Origin of the sequence: Nocardiopsis sp. CC223A (assembly GCF_030766825.1) — a bacterium.
In the GTDB taxonomy this organism is placed as follows: Bacteria; Actinomycetota; Actinomycetes; order Streptosporangiales; family Streptosporangiaceae; genus Nocardiopsis.
Genome location: NZ_JASFDV010000005.1, coordinates 14,059 through 36,639, shown reverse-complemented (window position 1 = coordinate 36,639; position 22,581 = coordinate 14,059). Strand labels below are relative to the sequence as shown.

The 22,581-nt window shown below is 66.7% G+C and carries 20 protein-coding genes and 4 pseudogenes; 16 read left to right on the top strand and 8 right to left on the bottom strand.

Going from position 1 to position 22,581, the window contains the following annotated elements:
• The first annotated feature begins 122 nt into the window (after window positions 1-122).
• From QJS33_RS03350 to QJS33_RS03340, 3 genes are all read left to right on the top strand, one after another.
• Window positions 123-1,541 carry an MBL fold metallo-hydrolase gene (locus tag QJS33_RS03350; protein ID WP_306366345.1) on the top strand — a complete coding sequence of 473 codons (1,419 nt, stop codon included), beginning with the start codon at window positions 123-125 and terminating at the stop codon, window positions 1,539-1,541.
• Between the two features lie 135 nt (window positions 1,542-1,676).
• Window positions 1,677-2,555 (top strand): sulfite exporter TauE/SafE family protein, encoded by an 879-nt coding sequence (locus QJS33_RS03345; RefSeq protein WP_306366344.1) that lies wholly within the window; start codon window positions 1,677-1,679, stop codon window positions 2,553-2,555.
• A 301-nt stretch (window positions 2,556-2,856) separates the two neighbouring features.
• Window positions 2,857-3,042 (top strand): LysR family transcriptional regulator, encoded by a 186-nt coding sequence (locus QJS33_RS03340; protein WP_306366343.1) that lies wholly within the window; start codon window positions 2,857-2,859, stop codon window positions 3,040-3,042.
• A 119-nt stretch (window positions 3,043-3,161) separates the two neighbouring features.
• Here the strand turns inward: QJS33_RS03340 and QJS33_RS03335 are convergent, their stop codons facing one another.
• On the bottom strand, window positions 3,162-4,124 hold the full coding sequence (locus QJS33_RS03335; protein WP_372339574.1) for a helix-turn-helix transcriptional regulator: 963 nt from the start codon (window positions 4,122-4,124) through the stop codon (window positions 3,162-3,164).
• 63 nt (window positions 4,125-4,187) lie between these two features.
• Between QJS33_RS03335 and QJS33_RS03330 the strand changes: the two genes are divergently transcribed.
• Window positions 4,188-5,327, top strand: a complete 1,140-nt coding sequence (locus tag QJS33_RS03330) for an epoxide hydrolase family protein (protein ID WP_306366341.1) — start codon at window positions 4,188-4,190, stop codon at window positions 5,325-5,327.
• A 47-nt stretch (window positions 5,328-5,374) separates the two neighbouring features.
• On the opposite strand, the pseudogene QJS33_RS03325 reads toward QJS33_RS03330, so the two are convergent.
• The 3 genes and pseudogenes from QJS33_RS03325 to QJS33_RS03315 all read right to left on the bottom strand — a co-directional run bounded on the left by QJS33_RS03325 (window position 5,375) and on the right by QJS33_RS03315 (window position 7,679).
• Window positions 5,375-6,105, bottom strand: a pseudogene (locus QJS33_RS03325) (IS5 family transposase).
• 119 nt (window positions 6,106-6,224) lie between these two features.
• A complete protein-coding gene (locus tag QJS33_RS03320) occupies window positions 6,225-6,983 on the bottom strand; it encodes a cyclopropane-fatty-acyl-phospholipid synthase family protein (RefSeq protein WP_306366340.1) in 759 nt (252 codons plus the stop codon).
• Between the two features lie 396 nt (window positions 6,984-7,379).
• The gene (locus QJS33_RS03315) at window positions 7,380-7,679 is read right to left on the bottom strand and encodes a hypothetical protein (RefSeq protein ID WP_306366436.1); all 300 of its coding nucleotides are present in this window, start codon (window positions 7,677-7,679) and stop codon (window positions 7,380-7,382) included.
• 620 nt (window positions 7,680-8,299) lie between these two features.
• Between QJS33_RS03315 and QJS33_RS03310 the strand changes: the two are divergent.
• A pseudogene (locus QJS33_RS03310) lies at window positions 8,300-9,490 on the top strand (tyrosine-type recombinase/integrase).
• Window positions 9,491-9,783: 293 nt separating this feature from the next.
• On the opposite strand, the pseudogene QJS33_RS03305 reads toward QJS33_RS03310, so the two are convergent.
• Window positions 9,784-11,041 (bottom strand): annotated as a pseudogene (locus QJS33_RS03305) (IS256 family transposase).
• 536 nt (window positions 11,042-11,577) lie between these two features.
• A complete protein-coding gene (locus tag QJS33_RS03300) occupies window positions 11,578-11,904 on the bottom strand; it encodes a hypothetical protein (RefSeq protein ID WP_306366339.1) in 327 nt (108 codons plus the stop codon).
• Window positions 11,905-12,234: 330 nt separating this feature from the next.
• Here QJS33_RS03300 and QJS33_RS03295 point away from each other — a divergent pair, with 330 nt between their 5' ends.
• The 10 genes from QJS33_RS03295 to QJS33_RS03255 all read left to right on the top strand — a co-directional run bounded on the left by QJS33_RS03295 (window position 12,235) and on the right by QJS33_RS03255 (window position 18,388).
• Window positions 12,235-12,843 (top strand): hypothetical protein, encoded by a 609-nt coding sequence (locus QJS33_RS03295; protein WP_306366338.1) that lies wholly within the window; start codon window positions 12,235-12,237, stop codon window positions 12,841-12,843.
• Between the two features lie 5 nt (window positions 12,844-12,848).
• A complete protein-coding gene (locus tag QJS33_RS03290) occupies window positions 12,849-13,418 on the top strand; it encodes an SdpA family antimicrobial peptide system protein (RefSeq protein ID WP_306366337.1) in 570 nt (189 codons plus the stop codon).
• A complete protein-coding gene (locus QJS33_RS03285) occupies window positions 13,403-14,356 on the top strand; it encodes a sporulation-delaying protein SdpB family protein (protein ID WP_306366336.1) in 954 nt (317 codons plus the stop codon). Before QJS33_RS03290 ends, QJS33_RS03285 begins: the two co-directional genes overlap by 16 nt.
• Before the next feature lie 42 nt (window positions 14,357-14,398).
• Window positions 14,399-14,776, top strand: a complete 378-nt coding sequence (locus QJS33_RS03280; protein ID WP_306366335.1) for an SdpI family protein — start codon at window positions 14,399-14,401, stop codon at window positions 14,774-14,776.
• A 213-nt stretch (window positions 14,777-14,989) separates the two neighbouring features.
• On the top strand, window positions 14,990-15,313 hold the full coding sequence (locus QJS33_RS31350; protein WP_372339573.1) for an ArsR/SmtB family transcription factor: 324 nt from the start codon (window positions 14,990-14,992) through the stop codon (window positions 15,311-15,313).
• 19 nt (window positions 15,314-15,332) lie between these two features.
• A complete protein-coding gene (locus QJS33_RS03275) occupies window positions 15,333-15,767 on the top strand; it encodes an SdpI family protein (RefSeq protein WP_306366334.1) in 435 nt (144 codons plus the stop codon).
• Window positions 15,764-16,210, top strand: a complete 447-nt coding sequence (locus QJS33_RS03270; protein ID WP_372339572.1) for a thiol-disulfide oxidoreductase DCC family protein — start codon at window positions 15,764-15,766, stop codon at window positions 16,208-16,210. Before QJS33_RS03275 ends, QJS33_RS03270 begins: the two co-directional genes overlap by 4 nt.
• Window positions 16,207-17,460: a sensor histidine kinase gene (locus tag QJS33_RS03265; protein ID WP_306366333.1), complete on the top strand. Its 1,254-nt coding sequence runs from the start codon at window positions 16,207-16,209 to the stop codon at window positions 17,458-17,460. The genes QJS33_RS03270 and QJS33_RS03265 overlap by 4 nt, the downstream gene beginning before the upstream one ends.
• Window positions 17,457-18,128 carry a response regulator transcription factor gene (locus tag QJS33_RS03260; RefSeq protein WP_306366332.1) on the top strand — a complete coding sequence of 224 codons (672 nt, stop codon included), beginning with the start codon at window positions 17,457-17,459 and terminating at the stop codon, window positions 18,126-18,128. The genes QJS33_RS03265 and QJS33_RS03260 overlap by 4 nt, the downstream gene beginning before the upstream one ends.
• A gap of 122 nt (window positions 18,129-18,250) precedes the next feature.
• Entirely contained in the window at window positions 18,251-18,388 is a 138-nt protein-coding gene (locus QJS33_RS03255; protein WP_306366331.1) for a hypothetical protein, read from the top strand.
• An 805-nt stretch (window positions 18,389-19,193) separates the two neighbouring features.
• On the opposite strand, the gene QJS33_RS03250 is transcribed toward QJS33_RS03255, so the two are convergent.
• Complete coding sequence (locus tag QJS33_RS03250) at window positions 19,194-20,753, bottom strand: septum formation family protein (RefSeq protein WP_306366330.1); 1,560 nt, start codon at window positions 20,751-20,753, stop codon at window positions 19,194-19,196.
• A gap of 583 nt (window positions 20,754-21,336) precedes the next feature.
• Window positions 21,337-21,561 (bottom strand): annotated as a pseudogene (locus tag QJS33_RS03245) (transposase); the annotation flags it as partial.
• A gap of 343 nt (window positions 21,562-21,904) precedes the next feature.
• On the opposite strand from QJS33_RS03245, the gene QJS33_RS03240 reads away from it, so the two are divergent.
• Window positions 21,905-22,561, top strand: a complete 657-nt coding sequence (locus QJS33_RS03240) for an SMI1/KNR4 family protein (protein WP_306366329.1) — start codon at window positions 21,905-21,907, stop codon at window positions 22,559-22,561.
• Window positions 22,562-22,581: the final 20 nt, after the last annotated feature.

Below are 22,581 nucleotides of genomic sequence, written 5' to 3'. Positions count from 1 at the left end.
CTCGGGGCGGACCGGCGCCCCGACGTCCACGACCCGGGCCGAACTCGCTCCTCCGGATACTCCCGGGAGTATCCGGAGGAGCGGCGGCACCAACGGACCAACGACACGGACAAGGAAGATCCATGCTCCTGGAACGCATCTACGACGACGACCTCGCCCAGGCGGGCTACCTCATCGGCTGCCAGGCCACAGGGGAGGCAGTCGTGGTCGACGCCCGCCGCGACATCGGCGAATACCTCGACCTGGCCGATCGGCACGGCATGCGGATCGTCGCCGTGACCGAAACGCACATCCACGCCGACTACCTCTCCGGCACCCGCGAACTCGCCGCGGCCACGGGCGCCGTCACCTACGTCTCCGGGGAGGGAGGCCGGGACTGGCAGTACGGCTTCGACGCCGAGCGGCTCCGCGACGGCGACGCCATCACCGTCGGGAACATCGCGGTGCGGGCGCGCCACACACCCGGGCACACCCCCGAACACCTGTCGTTCCTGATCACCGACGGGGCGTTCAGCGACGAACCGGGGTACCTGCTCTCCGGGGACTTCGTCTTCGCCGGCGACCTGGGCCGCCCCGACCTGCTGGACGAGGCCGCCGGGGGAGCGGACACCCGCTTCGCGGGCGCACGCCAGGTGTTCGCCGGCCTCCGCGACGCCTTCCTGACCCTGCCCGACCACGTGCAGGTCTACCCCGGGCACGGGGCGGGAAGCGCCTGCGGCAAGGCCCTGGGCGCACTCCCGGCCACCACCGTCGGATACGAGCGCCTCAACGCCTGGTGGGCGCCGTACCTGCGGGACGACGACGAGGAGGGCTTCGTCGAGGAACTGCTCAACGGGCAACCGGACGCGCACGCCTACTTCGCCCGCATGAAGCGCCAGAACAAGGAGGGGCCGCAGATCCTGGGCCCCCTGGCCCCGCCGCCCGAGCTCACCGGCGCGGAGGCGGCCGGGCTCGTGCACCGGGACCGGGTCGTCTTCGTCGACACCCGGCCGCACACCGAGGTGCACCGGGGCACCGTGGCCGGCGCGCTGAACATCCCCGGCCCGGCCAAGGCCGCCACCTACGGCGCCTGGGCCTACGACCCCGAGACCGAGGACCGCCCGCTGGTGCTGCTGGCACCCGACGGGGAGACCGCCCGAGCCGTGCGGGACCACCTGCTGCGCGTCGGCATCGACCGCGTGGCCGGCTACACCACCACGACGGAGGGCCTGCCGGGGACCGTTCCGGCGGTCATCACCCCGGAGCGCCTCCAGGACTTCGGCGCCGTCCTCCTCCTGGACGTGCGCAACCGGACCGAGCACGCCGCCGGGCACGTCCCCGGCTCCGAGCAGCTCAGCGCCGGCCGTGTCCTGTGGCACCTGGACGAACTGCCGGGCGAGGGCACCATCGTGACCTACTGCCAGTCCGGCGTACGCAACTCCGTCGCCGCCTCCGCCCTGCGCCGGGCCGGATACGACGCCGTCGAACTCGACGGAGGCTACGCGGCCTGGTCGGCCTGGCGGCAGGACCGGGAAGCCCCGGCGGGCACCGCCTCCGGCTGATGGCGACATGGGGGACGCGGTGCCCGGCAACGGGCACCGCGGCACCCGTGCGCGGGCCGCAGAACACCCCCGCTCCGAAGACCCCGCACCGCTCAACGGGCACACGTACGCCCCCGTCACAGAAGGAAACGAGATATGGAGTTCCAGCCGGTCCTCGTCGTGGTGCTCGCCATCGGGGTGGGGCTCGCGCTCGGCCTGCTCGGCGGCGGCGGATCCATCCTGATGGTCCCGCTGCTGACCTACGCCGCGGGCATGGAGCCCAGGGAGGCGATCGCCGCCTCCCTGTTCGTCGTCGGATCCACGTCACTGATCAGCGCACTCGCCCACACACGCCGGGGGAACGTCCGCTGGCGCACCGGCCTGGTCTTCGGCGGGGCGGGCATGGCCGGCGCCTTCCTCGGCGGGCTGGCGGGCGGACGTATCCCCGGCACCCTGCTGATGATCGCCTTCGCCCTCATGATGATCGCCACCGCCGCCGCCATGATCCGCAGCAGCGGACGGGCCCCTTCCGCAGGCGACGCACGGGGACACGGGGACCTCCCCCTGCGACGGATCGTCCTCGACGGCCTGATCGTCGGGGCGGTCACCGGGCTCGTCGGAGCCGGGGGCGGATTCCTCGTCGTGCCCGCCCTGACCCTGCTCGGCGGTCTCGCCATGCCGGTCGCCGTGGGAACCTCGCTCCTCGTGATCGCCATGAAGTCCTTCGCCGGACTCGCCGGATACCTCACCGCCGTGGACCTGGACTGGCCTCTGGTCGGCACGGTCACCGCCACCGCCATCGCCGGGTCGCTCGTCGGGGCGCTCCTGACCTCGCGTGTCCCCGAAGCGCTTCTGCGCCGGGCCTTCGGTGTCCTCGTGCTGGCCATGGGCGTGCTCGTGCTCGCACAGGAACTCCCCCCGCCCCTGGGGGCCGGGATCGCCGCCGGCGCGGTCCTGCTCGTCGGCCTGGCCCTGGTCTGCCGCATGATCGGCGAGTACTGCCCCCTGCACCCGCTCCTGCGCGCGGGGACGTGAACGCCTCCGGGGGACCGGGGGCCGGGCCGGATCGTGCGCGGCCGCCGCACGAGGCTCCAGCGCGGCGGTCTCCGCCGCGTGATAGCCGCCCAGGCCGAGCCCGACGATCCCTACGCGTGCGACTCCGATCAGCGCCTCGCCGTGCCCCGGGACGGGGCAGGGGGCGTCGGTGAACTCCACCGGACGCGTCACGCCCCCTGTCGGGATCAGTCTTCGCATGCGGACGATCCGACCGCCCGCGTCACCCCCGGTCCGACAACGGACGGGAGGGGCCGACAACCTCCGGTCGTCACCTAAGGTCGTGGCCGTGGATCCGGCGCGGGTACGTGTGTTCGTGCTCGCCGCCGACGAGTTCCACTTCGGGCGGGTGGCCGGAACGCTCTCCGTCTCCCAACAGGCGCTGTCCAAGCGGATCGCGCGTCTGGAATCGGTGCTCGGCTCACCGAGGCGGGGCGGCGCTTCCGCGAACCGGTCCGGCGGCCCCTGACCGTCGCCGCCAGCGCGGTGGCCGGGGCCGAACGCCCCGAGCCGACGGCAGGGCACTCACAAGCCCCGATACGGGCCGCCGACCCTCGCCGACCTCGTCGGATGGCCGACGTCCGGGATTCACGCCGCGGGTGGGCCGCCCGCCGCACGGCGGAACCTCGTCGCGAGGCGGTCGAACGCCGCCGCGAGCTCGTCCCCGTCGATCACCTCGATGTCGGCGTCGAGCTGTGCCATCCACAGCGCGAGCCGGTCCGGGTCGTCGGAACCCAGCTCGACACGGCACGTGGACCCGTCGACCACCTCGATGTCGACCGGGACGGGGATCTTCGCGGCGACCCTGGCAGCGGGAGCATGGACGAGCACCCGGGCGCGGTACCGCCAGGTCGCCCTGCTGACGCGTTCGACGACGTACCCGACGGCATCGCCCCCCGGGATCACGCGCGGCCGGAACCGCACACCCGTCGGCGTGTGCCGGACCATGCGGTCGACACGGAAGACCCGCCAGTCGTCACGGTCGAGATCCCACGCGAGCAGGTACCAGAGCGGCCCCCAGCCCACCAACCGTTGCGGTTCGGTGTGGCGGGCCCCTTCGTAGCCCCCGGGCTTGGTGTATCCGAACCGGAGCCGTTCGCGGCCGCGGATCGCGGCGGCGACCGCACCGAGGACCGAGAGGTCGAGCGGTGGTTCAGCCCCCGGAACGACGCTCGTCGCCTCGCGTACCGCCTCGACACGCCGACGCAGACGCGAGGGCAGCACCTGCTCCAGCTTCGCGAGCGCGGTGAGCGACGTCTCCTCGACACCGAGCCTTCGGGTGGCGACCGCACCCAGTCCGACCGCCACGGCGACGGCCTCGTCGTCATCGAGCAGCAGCGGGGGCATGGCCGTCCCGGCGGCCAGCCGGTACCCGCCCGCGACGCCGGGGCGCGCGTCCACGGGGTAGCCGAGCGACCGCAGCCTGCCGATGTCCGCGCGCACGGTCCTGGTGCTCACCCCGAGCCGACCGGCGAGCTCCGGGCCCGTCCAGTCACGCTTGAGCTGGAGCAATGACAGCAGTTCGAGCAGGCGGGCCGAGGTCTCCAACATGTTCCCCATCATCCAGGCGATCGCGGAAGCGAACCTGCCGCATTGCCTGAAAGCGTCGGTGCCATGAACGAGAACACACTCACACCGTTCCGCATCCACGTCCCGCAGGCCGACATCGACGACCTGCGTAACCGGCTGGCGCACACGCGCTGGCCGCACCCCGTGCCGGGCCGGGACGACCGCACCGACTTCAGCCGCGGCATCCCGCAGACGTACCTGAGGGAGCTCGCCGAGTACTGGCGCGACGGGTTCGACTGGCGTGCGCAGGAGGAGAGGCTCAACGAGTACGAACAGTTCACGACGGTCGTCGACGGCCAGACGTTCCACCTCGTCCACGTGCGATCGACGAACCCGGAGGCCACCCCGCTGATCCTGAACCACGGCTGGCCGGGCTCGTTCGTCGAGTACCAGCGGCTCATTCCACTGCTGGTCGACGAGTTCCACGTGGTCATCCCGTCGCCGCCCGGCTTCGGGTTCTCCACCCCGTTGTCGGGGACCGGCTGGGAGCTGGCGCGGACCACGGACGCCTACGCCGAGATCATGACGCGGCTGGGCTACGAGAGGTTCGCGGCCCACGGCACCGACCTCGGTTCGGGCATCGCCGGCCGCCTCGCGGCGCTCCACCCGGAGCGCGTCATCGGCACGCACATCGGCGGCGACCCCCGGCTGCTCGGGTTGCTCGGCGACAAGTTCCCCTACCCCGGCGGTCTGTCCGACGACGAGATCGCCCAGATCGAGGCCATGCGCGCCGAGGCCGCGGCCGAGCGCGGGTATCTCGCGATGCAGGACCACCGTCCCGACACGATCGGCGCGGCGCTCACCGACTCGCCGGTCGGCCAACTCGCGTGGATCGCCGAGAAGTTCAAGACCAGGACCGACGGCGACCCCCGGACGCCGGACGAGTCGGTCGACCGCGACCAGCTCCTCACGAACATCAGCCTGTACTGGTTCACCCGCGGCGGCGAGTCGAGCGCGCAGTTCTACTACGAGTCCGAGCACTCCGGAATCGACCTGGTCATGGCCTCCGACGTGCCGTCCGGATGGGCCGTGTTCGACACCCACCCGCTCATGCGCCGCGCGGTGGACCCGTACAAGGCGATCGGCCACTGGAGCGAGTTCACCGAGGGCGGCCACTTCCCCGCCATGGAGGAGCCGGAACTCCTCGCGGACGACATCCGCGCCTTCTTCCGCGGCATCTCCTGACTCCGTGTCCGGGGTCCGCGGGCCACGAAAGCCCTTTAGAGCTGATCTCATTTGGTGAGTTGGCGGTAGCAGATCAGTGTGCAGGCGATGCCGGCGAAGGCCAGGAAGTGGTCGGCCGGTAGCGGCGGTGCAGGCGGCGGCATCCGGCCAGCCAGGCCATGGTCCGCTCCACCTGCCACCGGTGCCTGCCCAGCCGCTGCGAGGACTCCACTTCCCGGCGGGCCAGGCGGTGCACAATGTCGGCGGCGCGGGTGGGCGTAGTCGTAGCCCTTGTCGCCGTGCAGCTCGGCCGGTCTGCGCCTGCGAGGTCCGCGGCGGGAGCGGATCGGCGGGATCCCCGCCATCAGGGGCTGCAAAGCCTGGCTGTCGTGGGTGTCGGCCCCCGAGATCGCCACGGAAAGCGGCAAAACCTGCTGGTCGGTGATCAGGCGGATCTTCGACCCCTTCTTGCCCTGATCGACAGGATTCGGACCTGTCAGGTCCCCTGTGAGGGCGTGCATGTTCACCGAGTCGATCGCGCACCGCGACCGGTCCGGCTCACCGCGGGAACCCGGCCCGTCCAACACGAGTCGATGGAGCTCGGCTCACGCGCGCCCGGGTCCACTCGGCGAAGCGCCGGTGCGCGGTGGGCCCAGGTGCAGCCGGACGTGGCCACGAAGATGATGGCGGTCGCCGTGTCCGCGCCGCCCGCCGCCCTGGGACCGGGTGACGCCTCGGGCACCACTCGCTGGAACAGTTCCCACAGCTCATCCGGCACCAGCCGCTCCACCATCGACACAGGAGCAGGTCATCGAGAACCCAAAATGAGATGAGCTCTTAGGAGCAGGGCCTCATCGCACTGCCGGCCGCGCGGGTCCCAGACGGTATGACGCCTGGGACCCGAACGGGGCGGAAGCATCAGCGCTTCATGAGGGCGAAGACTCCCCAACTGAGATACTCACGTCCGTAGCGCGCGTAGCGGGCGGGCTCGGTGGTGAGCTTCTCCCGGACCTCAGGGGCCAGTTCGTCGTCCGGGTTCTGGTCGAGCCAGCGGCGCATGCTAAGCCACTGGGCCGCGGTGTACCGGTCCCAGCTGTCCTGGTCGGACAACATCATTTCCACGACGTCGTACCCAAGATCCTGGAACCGCCCGATCAGATCCGGGAGTTCCCGGAAATCGGCGATGGAGGTGGCCTGGCATGCCTGGGCGGTCTCCTCGTCCGGAGGGGGCTGCCGCCAGTACGGCTCGCCGATAAGCATCAGGCCCCCGGGGCGAAGGCTGCGGTCGAGCAGCTCGATCGTTCCGGCGACACCGCCGCCGATCCAGGTGGCGCCGACACAGGCGGCCAGATCCACCGGTTGGTCCGCGACATGGCCGGCGGCGTCACCGTGGATGAACTCGACCCGGTCGGCGACGCCCAGTTCGGCGGCGCGGGCCCGGGCCTGCTCGGTGAAGAGCGTGCTGATGTCCACTCCGGTGCCCGTGAAACCCAGGTCACGCGCCCAGGTGCACAGCATCTCGCCTGAGCCGCTGGCCAGGTCGAGCACCCGTGTCCCGGGGGCGAGGCGGAGTGATTCGCCCAGGGCGGCGAACTTGGCCGCGGTCAGCGGGTTATGGATCCGATGGCCGCTCTCACGGATGGCGAAGATGCGGGGAAGGTCCATGACCAGGTTCATTCCTTTCCGTCATGCCTTGAAAATCGGGGACTGCTTGAGGGTGCGTTGCAGGCGCGCGCCGCGCTTGCCCTGCCGCTTCGTCTCGGCGCGCCGTCGCACGTCGGTGCGGGGGGCGACGTAGGTGTTCTCGCGCTGTAGCCGGTGGCCAGGAGGTCCTCGCCCAGCAGGTGGTTGTCGAGGGTGGACTTGCCCGTGCCCGAGAGCCCGAGCAGGACGACAGTGCCCGACCGGACGGCGGTAAGGGTATCCATGCCTCCCCGTGGCGGCGCTGGTGACCAGCACCTCCGCACCCGGGGCGACCTCGGGCACCTCGTCAGCCGCCCGCTGTGGGTCCGTGCGCCGGGTCGGCCTCGGTGAGCACCACCGCAGGCGTGGCGTCGTTCTCCCAGGCCTCGGTTACCGCTTGACGAGTTCGGCCGGCATGGCGCCGGTCGTTTCGTCGGCCGGTAAGAACGCCTCAAGTCGTAGTTCTGCGATGGTGACGTCGATGGCGGTGCCCAAGTGGGTGAGCGTGGTGATGAGGGTCAACTCCCTGTCGTCGTCCGGATCATGTGCCCGGAGGCACAACGGTACGGCGAAGCCGAGGTGGTGCGGTGACCCGCACGGACGCAGCGGTACCAGATCGATGAGTTCGGAGGCCAAACGTTGGAGGTGGTCGTCCGGGCTGCGTGCGTTCTCGGCCTGGAGGCGGTCGATGATGTGCCACGCCCGCTCGTCGAGGTTGACGATGCGCGGTGCCCCGTCGTCGGCGGGAGCGCGTGCCGTGCTCGTACAGCTCAGAGGAGGTGGGTGAAGTGAGTCCAGGTACTCCGGTCACGTTGGCCGAGGCCGCCTCGTTGTCGGTGGCGCTTGACCCGGTGACGGCCGGTCGGATGCTCGGCCTGGTCCGCACCACCGTCTACCGGTTGCTCCGAGAAAGGGCCTTCCCGGCTCCGGTTCGGAGGCTGGGGAGAACGTGGGTGGTTCCGACCGCCGGGGCACCGGCCTACCTCGGCCTGAACACCCCACCACCTCTGCTGGTGGGTGCGGGTGCGATGTGCGCGTGAACACCGAGGAGAAGATGAGAGCCGTAGATGGCAGCACGTGAGGGGTCCACGTTCAAGCGGTGCGGGTGCCGCGACGAGACCGACAAGGCCTTGGGGGTGAGGTGCCCTCAGCTCAAGCGCAAAAGCGGATGATGGGACCCGTCCCACGGGGCGTGGGCGTTCCAGCACGAGTTGCCCCGCACCACGGACGGTGGGCGCCGTCAGGCGCGCCGGGTCGGGTCGGCCACGCACACCGAGACCACCCAAGGGCTGGAACGGGTCAAGGCACTGATGGCACTGGCCTCCGGAGAGGCGGCGACCGAGGTGCAGATCGCCGACCTCATCCAGGCATCCCTCAAGGGCCGCCGGCCCCTGCCCGAGGTGGAGGAGGTGCGCATGGTGGGGGAGTGGTTGCGCCAGTGGCTGGACGGCAAGCCCGATCTTGCCGAGGGCACCCGGGCCTCCTACGACGGGCACATCCGCAAATACCTCATCCCGCACCTCGGCCGGATCCGCCTGGACCGGCTCCAGGCGCGTCATGTGGAGGCGATGTTCGCGGCGGTGGAGGAGGCCAACGTGCACGTCCTGGAGTGCCGCGAATCGTCCGACCCGCAGGTGCGGAGGTCGGTGCGGGGCGGGGCGGCGGGTGATCTCTCTACCGACCGAGCACCGGATCCGGGCCACGTTGCGCAGCGCGTTGTCGGACGCGGTCCGCTCCCCGGACCTACCGGTGTCGTGAACATCGCCTCCCACGTGCGCCTGCCGTCCTGCCCCCGCAAACGGCCCCTGGTGTGGACCACGGGCCGGGTGCGCCAGTGGGAAAAGGACGGGACCGTACCCGGGGAGGTGATGGTGTGGACTCCCGAGCAGACCCGCACCTTCCTGACGCACGCGAGGAGGTACACGTGGCTGTTCCCGATGTTCCACCTCATCGCCCTCAAGTGCTTGCGTCGTGGTGAGGCGGTCGGGTTGCCGTGGGGGAACACCCGGCTGGTGGACGGCCGGATCGACATCCGCGTCCGGGTCGTGCAACTCGCGTGGGAGACGATCACCTCGACCCCCAAGAGCACAGTTGGCCGGCGGACCATCACCCTGGACTCCGACACCATCAAGATCCTGCGCGGCTGGAAGAGGTTCCAGAACGAGGCCCGGCTCCAGGCCGGGAAGAACTGGAACCGCACCGGGCTGGTGTTCACCCGCCAGGACGGCACGGGGTGGCATCCGGGGCAGGTCAGTGACTGGTTCTGCCGCATCGCCAAAGCCGCAGGGCTCCCGCCCATCACGCTGCACGGGCTCCGCCACGGGGCCGCCTCGCTCGCCCTGGCGGCGGGGACGGACGTGAAGGTGGTCTCGGCCGAGCAGGGCCACGCGACCACGCACTTCACCCAGGACACCTACCAGACGGTGTACCCCGACGTGGCCAAAGCCGCGGCCGAGGCGACCGCCGCGCTGCTGCGCGGGACGCCGATCTCGGCCGGGTAGCGGGACGGGGGAGCACACCAGGAGCACCTGAACACCCCGAGCCCCGGGCCGTGTGGCGGTTCCACCCCGCCCGGCCTGGGGCTTCGCCGTTGGCGGTGCCGGTGGGCCATCGGATCAAAGGTCCCCTGGGCCGGGGTATGCGGACTAGGATGCGGCCTCTCGCAGGGCGGTCGTGACCACAGGGGCGTCAATGGTCACCACTGCCATCTCCCACTCCTGTCCTCCCGCGTGGAAGCCGATGATGCGCACATCTCCGAGGGTGGTGTCCCACCGAGTGGTGTAACTTCACAAGCTCACAAAGTGGTCACCCCTGTCCCGGGGCCGATCTCGTTGGGGCCCTGTTGTCGGCCCGGGCCGCGAGCATCCTCGCCCAGCAACTCGACCATGGACGCCTCGGAGAAGTAGCGGCGATCGCTGACCTGCCACTCATCGTGCATCTCGGCCAGCACCGCCCCCGCCAACCGGCCCAACGCCTTGGGGTTGGGGAAGACCTGCACCACGTCCGCCCGGCGTTTGACCTCCCGGTTCAACCGCTCCAACGGGTTGGTCGACCAGATCTTCTTCCAGTGCGCGGCCGGAAAGTCCGCGAACGCCGTGATGTCCACGCTCGCTTCGGTCAACATCTCCTGCACCTGGGAGAACTGCCGGCCCAGCAGATCCGCGACGATGTTCACCTGGGAGCGCACCGCCTCAGCGTCGGCCTGGGCGAAGATCGTGCGGATCGTGGCCGCGACCATCTCCCCCGACCCCTTGGGGACCTTGGCCAGCACATCGCGCACGAAATGCACCCGGCACCGCTGCCAGGTGGCCCCCAACAGCACCGCTTCGATCGCCGAGACCAGGCCGGCGTGGGAGTCGGAGACCACCAGGCGCACCCCGTCCAGGCCGCGCGAGCGCAAGGAGCGCAGGAACTCGGTCCAAAAGGCCCGGGTCTCGCTGTCGCCGACCGCGAACCCCAGCACCTCCCTGCGCCCTTGGGCGGTGACGCCGGTGGCGATCACCACCGCCTGGGAGACGATCCGGTGGTTCAGGCGTGCTTTGCAGTAGGTCGCGTCCAGGAACACATACGGGAACGCGGTGTGGTCCAGGGGCCGGTCGGCGAACGCTTCGACTTCCGCATCCAGTTCGGCGCAGATCCGCGAGACCTCGGACTTGGACACACCCGAGTCGGCCCCTAGGGCTTTGACCAGGTCATCGACCGCCCGGGTGGAGACGCCGTGGACGTAGGCCTCCATGATTGAGGGCGAACAGGGCCCGGTCGATGCGGCGGCGGCGCTCCAACAGGGAGGGGTAGAACAATCCGGAGCGGAGTTTGGGGATGTGCAGGTCCACGTCCCCGGCGGTCGTGGTCAGGGTGCGGTCGCGGTGACCGTTGCGGCGGTTGACCCGCTCAGGGGTGCGCTGGTGGGGGTGGGCGCCGATCACGGTGGTGGCCTCGGCCTCGATCAGTTCCTGGAGCATCCTCTCCAGGACCAGGCGGACCATGTCCACATTCTCGGCGGCTCGTAGTGACTCCAGAAGCTGTTGTAGGTCATGCTGGGACAGAGCCATCGTGTGTCCTTGGGTGAGGAACGTCAGACCTTCTCTCACTTGACGGTCACACGGTGGCTCGCCTGGTTCTATAGGCGTTCCGGCCAGGGATTGGTCACCGGAAGTTACACCACTCGGCGGGACACCATCTCTCCGAGTTGCCGCTCCTGGAAGGAGGAGGGTTCCTGGACGGTGACTGCTTCGATCGGGGTTGGCACCGGGATGAGCGGAGCGTAAGTGACGAACGGGCACCATTTGCGCCAGGTGAGCCGTTCGGCGGTGGCGAAGTGCATGATGAGGAGGCCCTACCAAAAGAAAGCGTCCCCTGCGCAGGCGGGCGACTGCTTGCAGGGGACGCCCTTGATGGAGGTCGTGCAGGTCCTGTTCGGCGACTTTCGGGTTTCCTTCTTGGACGCCCCACCACCACCGCCGGGGGTCGCAGATAGCGTCCGGGAGGGGGAAGCCCCCGTCTCCTACTACTGGGCCATATGGCGTGAGGAGCACTCTTTAATGTGGCGTCCGGGTAGGGGGTTACGCACAACCTCTTCGTATAGACGCTAACTGACCAGGCGGATCTCGTAGGACACGGGATACCGACGCAGGCCACAGGAGACAACGGTGCTTCCGCTCCCCTGGATGGTCGGAGAGGCCAACCCGAACTTCAGGCCGGTGATCGCATCCTGGCACAGGACTGTCAGCATCCACGCGATCTCTTCTTCTTCGGCTTCGCAGGTGACCGCACCGAAGCTGGGGGTTCCCGTGCAGGTGAGCCCTTCGGGTGCATCCAGCGCTGGGTTCGCATACGTGGTCGGCACATTGTCAGCAGAAGCCGGGGCAATCCCTACGGATACGGCCACCACCATAGCGGTGACGAGGGCGAACATGTGGCGGAAGATCCTCATGGTTTTAACTCCAAGGGTGATCTCTGTTGGCCCCCTACTTGCCTGGAAGATGGGCTCTCGGGGTGCCTTCGAACTCGGAGATCATAGCGGGGAGATGTTCATTTAAACAATTTAATAATTAATTAATGGAACCCTGTCCGCATGTGGACAGGGTTCCAAGTTCCAGGTCAGAGGTGTTCCAGTGCTGTTGGATGCCTGTGATTCGGGGATCGTTTAATTTCTGAAGCATTTGTCTGTGCTAGATTCCTTCTCGCGTCGCCCATCGGGCGTTTGCTTCCTTATCTATTTGGAGGAACCTTGAATAGAAAATTCTTGGCACTGGTGGCTGCCGGTGCCGTTGTGATCGGCACGCCGGTAGTGGCCAACGCCTCTGTGTTCTCCGCACCGATCACCCAGGAGTCCACGGTCTCAGAGCGTCCCTATGATGGTGTCGAACTGTTCAGCGCGATCTACTTCGGCACCGGACCTGCTGTCGAAGCCATCCCTGAGCTGAACACCATGTTCGAAGGGGTCGACACCGAGAACGCCGGCATGGAACACCTGCGCGGTGAACTGGTCGAGAAGCTGGAAGAGCAGGACCCGGAGTTCTTCGTCGAGTTCGCTGATGGCGTCTATTCCGGCGACCACCTGACCATTCAGGCAACGCTGCAGTCGACGGGAGAGCAGATCTATGAGGCCCTCGCGGAGCTGTACCCCCAGGCCGCAGCGCAGGGTGACATCACCCCCAACGCCTGCACGGCGGTGCTCGGCTGCGTCGTGACGGTCGTCGCCGCTGTCAACTACGCTGCGGCGGCAGCCGTGGCGGTCGCCGCCGTCGCCTGGGTCACCGTGGTGAGCCCGAAGTCGGGTGAGATCGACGGAGACTTGCTGGAGCAGCAGATCGTCGACCGGATCGCCAACGATCTGGACACGGCAGCCTAGATCCGATGAAGAGACGTCGTCTCCGTGCGCTGGCCCTCATCGTCTGGAGCCTTATCCTCGCGGTGGTCGTCAACTCCTCGCTGGTCGCCTCCACGCCTTACTCGGCCTGGGCTGGCCTGACCGAGTTCGTTCCGAAATTCACGGTGCAGACAGCTGTCCCCCAGGGGTGGGCGTTCTTCACCCGGGACCCTCAAGAGCCGAGGATCACTGCCTATGAGGAAACCGCCGATGAGAGCTGGCGGCATGCGGACACCGGTGGTAACGGTGCCGCCAAGTGGCTTTTCGGTGCGGACAGGGAAGGACGTCTGCAGTCCGTGGAGATGGGTGTCATCCTCGGAGAGATCGGTCATGACTCCTGGATGGACTGCCCCACTCCTGACCACTCGGAGTGCCTCGAATCTTTGGCAGACCGCGCGTTCGGCCCCGTGGTGAACGAATCCGGACGCCCGCAACTGTGCGGTCGGATCGGGATCATCCGCCGACAGATTACCCCGTGGGCGTGGCAGGGCGGAGAAAAATCCCCGGAGATGCCCACCTCGGCTGTCGTGGTGGAGGTCCGATGCGAGCAAGCCTGAGCACCTGGTACGAAGGTCTGTTCGTCCACGACCCGTGGACGAACGTCTATGCGCTGGCACGTTCGCTGACCGCTGCCGCGCTGCTCATCACGTTGTCGTTCAACTCGGTGGATACGCTCTTCGCGCCCAACGAGGCCTGGGAATCTCCGAAATGTGACGGCTGGCTCCGATGGGGCGGACTTTTCTGCGTCGCTCCCTCCTTGGCGTGGGGGAAGGCCCTGGCCGTCGTCGTTCTACTCCTCGTCGTGATCGGTTACCTTCCCCGATGGACGGCCCTGCCCCATGTGTGGGTGAGTGTCAGCCTGCACAACTCCATGAGCATGACCGAGGGTGGCGATCAGATAGCCGCGATCATCGCCTTGCTCATCAGCCCCATTGCCCTCCTCGATTCACGGCGCTGGCACTGGACCTTCAAGGGTGGTCCCGTGTCGATCAACCGATCAGGAGAGATCCGGCGGATGATCGCAAACACATCCGCCATGCTCATCCGACTTCAGGTATCGGTGATCTATCTCCACGCCGCGATCGGAAAGCTGGCAGTGGAGGAGTGGGTGAACGGGACCGCCGTCTACTACTGGGTCCATGACCCCCAGTTCGGCCCGAGCGGTTTGAGAGCCACGGTTGCTGAGGCGGTAGTATCGACGGCTTTGGGCGTCGTCCTTCTCACCTGGGGAACACTGGTCCTGGAGTTGGCCTTGGCCTATGGTCTCGTGGCAAGTGCTCCCTTGCGTAAGGCGCTGTTCTGGGCAGGTGTCCTCTTCCATGCAGGAATCGCCATGGTCCTAGGGTTGGTGACTTTCGGTATCACGATGAGCGGTGCCCTCCTCCTGTACCTGTGGCCACGCGAAAGCTCTCCGGACATCAATGTTCACGAATATCTCTACAGAAGGTTCAGCAAGAGGTTCGGTGGATACGATAAGAGTGACATGAAGGGTTAGGGTGTATGATTCGAAGTCGTCGATAGAATGGTGGTGTTACCTGTGTCGGACTGGTTCACAGTAGGGATCTTCTTCGGTCTGATAAGCGCGTTTCTCGGCTGGACATCGATCTATTCCGTGCGTGATGGAGTCAACATCGACCGAAGCCCGGGCATACGAATCCCGGTGACGCTCGCGTCGAGAGAAGCTTGGCTCGTCGCCCACAGGAAGGCGCAACCCTACTTCTTCGGGTCCTGCCTGTTCATGTCGGTTTCCGGAGTGGCTTTCGTGGTCTGGGCTGCGGTCATCGACGCTCCGGGCAGCGTGATCGTGCCCATGTTCGCCGTCCTGGCTGCGATGACCGCGATCCTATTGGTCGGAGCGATCCTGGGTGTGCGTGATGTGCGCAGGTCACATGAGGTTCTCGGGCCCAAGGACTGATTCCGAGCATGGGCCTTCAGCGGCTCGGGGACCTGCTCTCCGGGCCGCTGTCCCATCCGGTGCACTTTGACCATGACAATCGTCATGGCCGGGCCTGCTTTCCTGTCAGCAGAATTCACGTTGAGTGATGATGCGTGTGTCGATACGATGCCTTTATCCCAGGATCCACTTTTGGGGTGACCATGACGCTCACTTGCGCCTTGAGAGGTCTCCGTGTCAGAGAACGATTTCTTCGCCGCTCTTTCTCATCCTCATCGAAGACTCATCATCCGAACTCTGGGAAACTCGAAGGGCATGCCGGCAAGCCATCTTGCTGATGCCGTCGGAGTATCACGCCCTGGACTTTCGTCCCACCTCAAAGTACTTAAGTCGTCCAGGATCGTGCACGGTGAAAGGAGAGGAAAGTCGATCGTCTACCGGCTCGACAATGAGACTCTTAATTCACACATAGCGGACATGCTCGAATTTCTGAACATCGGGGCGATAGATCATTTGTTCGCAGGTTCTCCTGCGGGTATCGCTCCTCGACGGCCATGACGGAGATGGGAGACGTGCAGTGAGCGCCGACGCAGTGCTGCCGCATATCTGGGCGGACCAGCCATTGAGCGGTGGAACCCTGGCATGGTTGAGCATCATTCTTGTTGTGGCCGCACTTGTCCTCTTCGCCGTCGGAGCAATGGGCCACGGCGGACGACTGCGCCCGAACAGGGTCGTGGGTATCCGCACCGCCTACACCGAGTCTGACCATGAGGCCTGGTATGACGTCCACGCGAAGGCAGCTCCATGGCTGATCGCCTCGGGGGCGGTGCTCATCATCGGAACTGCGACGCTCAACCTGACCGACACCCCCCGACTGCAATTCCTCGCATTGATGGTTTCGATCGTTGTGGGAACAGCGGTCCTACTCATCGGTACCGGGTCAGCACACAGTTCGGTACGCCGAAGGAACGAGAACGACCAGAGCGCTGGGGAGCAGGAGAGGACACCGTGAGAATCGAGTATTCCCGTATCGGGGACGTTCCTGAGAGCGGGCTCTTCCTCTACGATCATGACTGCGGGTTCTGCCAGCGCGTTGTGACGTTCGCCCGGGAACGGCTGCGTACCCGCACAGCCTTCGCCGCCTGGCAGCGGACCGACCTCTCCCGTTTCGGTCTCACCCCGACCCAAGCCGATAATCGTGCCTGGGTGGTGCTTCCCGACGGAGGGCTGCTCTCCGGGGGCGATGCTATCGCCCACGTCCTTCTACACGGTTACCTACCCGGCAGGCTCCTCGGAAGAGCCATGAGATTACCGCTGCTACGGGTGGCGAATCGTGCCGCTTACCGGTGGGTAGCTGCCCGTCGACATCGCCTGCCGGGTGGGACGGCATCCTGCGCGCTCCCGTCTGCCCCCCTTCGAAAGCCGCCAGAGGAACTCGGTACCATGCGCCCATGACCCCCCTCTCGGAGCGTCTCGACCTACGTCGACTCGATTTTCGCGGCGATGCCGCCCCTGTTGGCCTCAGGTACCTCTTCTGGACCACAGTCGTGCTGATCATCGTGGTCCGTACGATCCTTGCCCAAGCCGGGGGGCGCTTCGTCCCCAACGCCTGGCCCCACTCGGAATGGGTCTTCGTCCTTCTCCTCTCGGCACTGGTGCCCTTGTGCGTTCTCTGGCCTTTTCTGCCCTGGGAGTCTTCAGCTCCCTTACGCGACCGGGCAGTCGCTGTAGCATTCCTGATATCGGCTGTCGTTTTGATGCCCGTCACCGACTTCGCGGCCTACCCCCTGGTAGCGCTCGCTATCGCTAATGCAACGTGCGTGTTCGGAACGGTCGGTGGGCTGGTCCAATCCTCCTTGTTTTCCGCGGTCAACGTTCTGTTCGGAGTGCTCTACCCCGACCTGCCGGCGGCTTATGCACTGACCAATGGCGGCTTGCTCCTCCTCTACAGCCTGGCAGTGCTCTTCGTCATGACGTCCCTGATCGCCGCTGGCAAGCGCGCTCGGCGCACTAGAGAACTCCTCGCAGAGCTCGACAACGCGCATACGCGCCTACGTGCTTATGCCTCCCGAGTCCGGGAAGCGGCGATCTCGGAGGAACGCAGCCGCATGGCGCGCGAGATGCATGACAGTACAGGGCACTACCTCACATCGATCCATCTCTGCTTGGCGAACGCGGAGCGCACAGTGACTGCTCTGCCTGCACAGGTACGCGAGGACCTACGCCAGGCCCGCCGTCTCACCAAGGAAGCTCTCGACGATACCCGCCGCTGGGTGCGCGCCCTCAAACCCTTGGACCTGGCGCACCGTTCCGGCTCTGAAGCGATCCAGGCTCTCACCGAAGCTTTCGGTGAACTGGGCATCACTACCGATTTCTCCGCCACAGGACCCTGGCCTGAGGAGATGGACGGGGAACTGGAACTGGTCGCCTACCGTTTCGTTCAAGAGGCCCTCACCAACGCCTTGAGACATGGAAAGGCCGAACACGTGAAAGTGACCGTGCACGTCACAGGCGAGGGCATATCCCTTGCAGTGGCTGACAACGGCCAAGGGCGTGCTGAGGGAACGGTTGAGGGGTTCGGGATCACCGCTTTGCGTGAACGTCTCACAACGAGAGGTGGAACTCTGACCGTTATCGACCGACCCGAGGGTGGTTTCGAGCTGTGTGCCAGAATCCCCTTTGCCATGGAGACGGCGATGCCATGACCGGTCTAGAAAAGGAGGCCATCCGGGTCATGGTTGTGGACGACCAACCCCTCATGCGCCGAGGACTGGCTCGCCTACTGGAGTCCGAAGGCTTCACCGTCGTCGGGGAGGCCACGGACGGGGTCGACGCCTTGGGCTTCCTCGCTGCCTGCGACCCTGATGCTCTACCCCATGCGGCACTAGTGGATGTCCGCATGCCAGGAATGGATGGTGTGACGTTGATCGGGCGGATGGCCGCGGACTTCCCCACCGTATCCGCGATCGTCTTGACGACCTTTGACGAGGATGAGTACCTCTTCGCAGGGCTGCGCGCTGGTGCTCGAGCCTATTTGCTCAAGGATGCCGAACCGGAAGAGGTCGCCTTGGCGGTTCGGCGTGTTGCCGCAGGTGGGAGTTTCCTAGTCGGCCCAGCAGCAGACCGTATGATTGCGTTCCTGCGTGGCCGGGACACCACTCCGGATTCTCTGCCTGGTGGCGATCCCGGAGATGAACTGTCCGGGAGAGAAGGAGAAGTGGCCTCTCTGGTCGGACAAGGGGCTTCCAACCGCGAGATCGCGCGCGCACTTGGCCTCGCAGAGGGGACGGTGCGTAATCACGTCACCAACATCCTCCACAAACTCGGCCTGCGCGATCGTACCCAGCTCGCCCTGTGGATGGTGTCTCGCTGAGTTGTGCAACTCTCTGTAATAGAGGCGCATTTGGCAAGTACGTGAGGGCCGCCCTTCGGGCGGCCGAGGTCATAACATCAGGCAGGCGAGCCTCCCACCGGCGATGGCGATCTACTTCCGAGATGACCGAGGCCTACGAGGCGATCAGCCTACGACTTGGTGCGCGATTGAAGTCGGTGCGTGTCGGCCTGGAGAATCGGCAGGTGGTCGGTCACCGCTCGGCGGCGCGGTCGGAGACCAGCCCGGCGATCGCGGCGTAGATCTCGTCGAAGTACTCGCACCGTCCGGTGTAGCGCTGCAGAGAGCGCCTGAGGGGCCTTTCTGTTTCCGGATGTGACGAAAGCGACTGCGCTGTTGTTGCGCGGGCTGGCCGCCTGTGTCGGGGCGTGTGGGCGGCTGACACGCCCGGACGGTCCTGCGGGGTAGGGGCATGGGTGTTGGGGGAGGACGCGGCGTTACAGGGCCGTGTCCGCCCAGGGCATGTCCCCGGCAGGGCCCGGGTGGGCCTGCACGGTCACGGAACGGCAAAGTGCTCCGGAGGTGGGTGCCCTACCTGTACTGACCTTGTACTGGGGAGCACACATGGAGCACGCATCGGTCTGAAAAGCGGCGAGGACCTCTTGCGAGGTCCTCGTGTAACCCCTGTGAACTGGGGTTTTGTGGCGCACCCGGCAGGATTCGAACCTGCGGCCATCGGATTAGAAGTGCCCTGGTTGCGTATCGTCACGTGTCGCTACGTACCGTTTGATGCCACCCCATCCGCCCTGCCGCGCCGCCTGCTGTCATGTCGTGCCGTGTGGTGTCGCCCTGGTCTGAAACCGCGGAGCACGAACGGAGCACACACAGGCTGATGGTGGCGTTCGATGGCGCCTCCTGAGGTTCTTGGTGTTGGTGTGGGTGTCGAGGGTGTTCTCTGGGGTGAGGTTGTCATTCTCCGGAATGGTGCTTGAGCTCGGGATCGGTTTCGTCGAGCGCCTGGCAGGTCATCCGTCCGAGTCTGGGGGCCACCGCCGTTCCCTGCCCGCCATCGCTGTTTCCGTCACCGCGGGGCCGTCGGTCGTATGGTCATGAGATGAGGGACGTGGTCCATGACTCTCCGTCGGCGGCCACATAGCAGAAGGCGTTCTGGATTCCGTAGTCCCACGAGTCCTGGTTCGGTGCGATGTAGCCGATGAAGTACGTGTCCGGGGCGCGGGCGGGGTCCAGGGTGCGTTGGCTCATCGGGTCGCACGTGGCCTCGATGTCGGCGTTGAAGGCGGCCCATCCGGGCCAATCGCCTCCGGAGGGGGAGTAGGAGCCGATCACCTGGGCGTCGTGCGGCTCGTCGCAGGAGGTGAGCTCGACCTCGTAGAACTCCGTGGTCGCAGGCTCGATGAAGCAGTCACCGGTCTGCAGTGTGCACACGGTGGCGTACCCGGGCGAGGGCTCGCAGAGTTCGGTGGGGGAAGGGGCCCGTCCCTCGCCGGTGGAGACCGAGGGGGTCAGGCCCTGCGGATCGTAGGGGGCGGACGGGTCCGTGCCCTCCGAGACAAAGGCGCCGGATTCCGCCTGCACGATGATGACCGCCGCGGCCGTCCATCCGAGCCCCCACAAACAGGCGGCCAGGAGCCCGATCAGGGAGAAGATGACGCTGATCACCTTGGCGGCCGAGAACCCGGTCACGGCGGCCGGCGCGAAGGGAGCTGACACCCCGGCGGTCGGCGGTGTGACCGGCGTACCCGCCGCAGCAGACCCGGCGACCGGTGGCGGGGACAGACCGGTGACGGGGTCCGCCCCCACCCCGGGTTCGGCCGGTGCGGTCGGCGAAGCCGGGTCCGTGCCGATGGTGGAAGGGTCGGTCCGGCCCGCCGATCCGTCGGGAGCGGGGGCCGCCGCGTCAGCGGAGACCCCGGTGGGATCGGAGGACCGGGGCGTGGTGTGGGCCGCGGGTACGGAGCCCGCACTGGTTGGATCCGCGGGGCCTGTCGTCGCTCCCCGGGAGCTGGTGGCGTTCGGCGCTCCCCCGGGACCGGCCGTACCGCCGACCGTCTGGCCACTTCCCGAGGACTGGGCCGGGGATGGAGTTCGCAGCGCCCGGGTGAGGGCCATGAGGCCAAGGGCGATGGCGACGGGGATGGGCAGGATGAGGAAGCCCAGCAGCCCCAGGACGAGCGCCGCGACGGAGAAGCCGCTGATCCTCCGTTCTTGGATGTTGTTGTGCACCGTGTGGTGAACGTTGTGGTGCGTGTTGCTGGTGCTGTCGCCTATGTGGATCGGACCCTGGTGGTTTCCGCCCACGCCGACGTTGTGGTGGCCCGACACGTTGACCGAGGAGAACTGCGTGTTCATGGCGGCCAGGCTCCGGGCCAGATCCAGGTCCTCCCGCAGGGCCCGCCTGATCTGGTCGCGGAGTTCCGCGGCGGCGTCGGTGTCCTCCGGTGCCCGACCGAGCTCCCTGACCGCGTTCTCGATTTTCGGTTCAGGTTTCCCGCGTCCGAGGATGGCGGCCAGTAACCGTTGACCGTGCCGCACGGTGCCGCTCGCCGCCGCGTCCTCCGACTTGGACAGCACTGCCTGCCCGTAGGCGGTGACCGCGTCTTTCACGTAGGGGAACACCTGGGAGGTGAGGGTTTCGATATCTGTCAAAGGTGCTTCCGTTCGTCTGAGGGAGATTCGTGATGCCGTGAAGGTCGCTCTCCGAGAAGGGCTCACTACTATAACGGCATGGTGTCCGGGAACAGAGCGGGATTCGATGTCGGTTGTCCGAACATCGGGGGCGCGAACGGTTTCCGCGTTAGGGGGAGGTTCGGAGTATCTCCTGACCTCGAAGAACGTTTCTCTGAGGGTTGGTTTCGCGTGCGTGTCCGGAAGCGGCCATGAAATTCCGAGTTCGCCCGTGCCTTCCCGGGGAATCGGTGCGGAAGTTATACTTCCTTTGTAATTGTTGTGAAGTATTTGTGTTGTTCTAAGAATATTTGGAACGCTGATCTAAGCTTGTATACAGAAGTTCTGCGCGTAACTCCGGGTCGGGGCGCCGCGGCGGACGCGTGTTGACAAGGGCCCTGTCGGGGGTTGGATCGAGAGTGGAACCACGTCCGACTACCCGGCGAGGTCGTGATCAATATGCGCCCGACCAGTGTGTTCGCCCAAGCCTTCACACCTGAGGCCGCCCGACTACGATGCGACCTGCGTGGCCGGTGAAGGGTCGCGGTGTTTCGTGCCTGGTTTACAACACGAGCCGGTGGAGCTTGGCCCACACTCGGGCCTGGGTCCACTCGGTGAAGCGCCGGTGCGCGGTGGCACCGGAGGGACCAAAGACCGGCGGGAGCTGGGCTCAGGTGCAGCCGCTGGTGGCCACGAAGATGATCGCGGCCAGGACCTGGCGGTCGCCGTGTCTGCGCCGCTCGCCGCCTTGCTGGCGGGTGGGTGCCTCGGGCACCACCCGCTGGAACAGTTTGTTTCGTGCCGGGTGTGATGGAGGCTCTGGCGTGTGCCGGAATCGCCTCCCGGCACTCCTGGGACGTTCTCCTCGCGTTCTTGGCGCAGGTTGGCAGACGGTCGCGTTTGCGGGGGATGAATCGTCGCTGTGGTCAGAGTGGACGCCCTCGCTGGGATGGTGGAGCGCTTCGGGCAGGCGGCACGGTGTTGTGACCGTCGCGCGAAGGATGCCAGGTACTGAGGAAGCGACACCGGGTCGCTGATGGGTGTCGGGGGACGGTCACGGAGTTCCGCCGTCGACGGTTGTCGGAGGAAGTCAGGGGAACGTGTTCGTCACAGGTGGCGGGCACACTGGGCGCGTGACCCATGATGATGACGCGGTGTTCGAGGCCGTACGCGCACGCGTGTTCTCCGGTGAGTACCTGGACCATCGGCTCGGCCTGCCAGAGGACGACAGAGTTGGTGCGGCCCGGTGCTGTCCTGACCAGGGCTCGTGGCGAACGGTCTACTTTAGGGGCACACCGGAGTACGACACCGCGCTTGCCGCGGGGCGGCTCGACCCGCCGCCGCCATTGAAGCCTGTGGAGGAGGAAGCGGTCAAGGAGTGCGAGGAGCATCTCGGCCGCCCTCTGCCCCCACTGCTGCGGCGCTGCTACCTCGAGCTCGGCGACGGGGGATTCGGTCCGGGCTACGGCCTGTTACCGCTCTGGGATCCGGAGAACGGTGTCTCCGTCATGGACGCCTTCCGGCAGCGGGAGGGGTGGCCTCGGGAGTGGCGGCCGATGGCGGACTCACTCCTGACGCTGTGCGACTGGGGTTGTGGTATCGAGTCACTTGTTGACTGCCGGAACCCGTCCGGCGGGATGTGGGCCATCGACCCCAACTCGGCGCTCGGGGACGATCCGGGCGTCATGCTGTTCCCCCAGGAGTTCACCTTTCCCGAGTGGATGCGTCGGTGGGTGGACGGCACACTTCGACAGCCTCAACTGCTTCTGGGAAAGGGCGCAGGAGGTTAGCGGGTCTGTTTCGTGCTGGG

Coding starts and splice junctions, on each gene's coding strand:
- QJS33_RS03350 (WP_306366345.1), top strand. CDS start 123: ATGCTCCTGGAACGCATCTACGACGACGACCTCGCCCAGGCGGGCTAC.
- QJS33_RS03335 (WP_372339574.1), bottom strand. CDS start 4,124: ATGTTGGAGACCTCGGCCCGCCTGCTCGAACTGCTGTCATTGCTCCAG.
- QJS33_RS03290 (WP_306366337.1), top strand. CDS start 12,849: ATGAAGAGACGTCGTCTCCGTGCGCTGGCCCTCATCGTCTGGAGCCTT.
- QJS33_RS03330 (WP_306366341.1), top strand. CDS start 4,188: ATGAACGAGAACACACTCACACCGTTCCGCATCCACGTCCCGCAGGCC.
- QJS33_RS03265 (WP_306366333.1), top strand. CDS start 16,207: ATGACCCCCCTCTCGGAGCGTCTCGACCTACGTCGACTCGATTTTCGC.
- QJS33_RS03320 (WP_306366340.1), bottom strand. CDS start 6,983: ATGAACCTGGTCATGGACCTTCCCCGCATCTTCGCCATCCGTGAGAGC.
- QJS33_RS03300 (WP_306366339.1), bottom strand. CDS start 11,904: ATGTTCGCCCTCGTCACCGCTATGGTGGTGGCCGTATCCGTAGGGATT.
- QJS33_RS03260 (WP_306366332.1), top strand. CDS start 17,457: ATGACCGGTCTAGAAAAGGAGGCCATCCGGGTCATGGTTGTGGACGAC.
- QJS33_RS03285 (WP_306366336.1), top strand. CDS start 13,403: ATGCGAGCAAGCCTGAGCACCTGGTACGAAGGTCTGTTCGTCCACGAC.
- QJS33_RS03345 (WP_306366344.1), top strand. CDS start 1,677: ATGGAGTTCCAGCCGGTCCTCGTCGTGGTGCTCGCCATCGGGGTGGGG.
- QJS33_RS03255 (WP_306366331.1), top strand. CDS start 18,251: ATGACCGAGGCCTACGAGGCGATCAGCCTACGACTTGGTGCGCGATTG.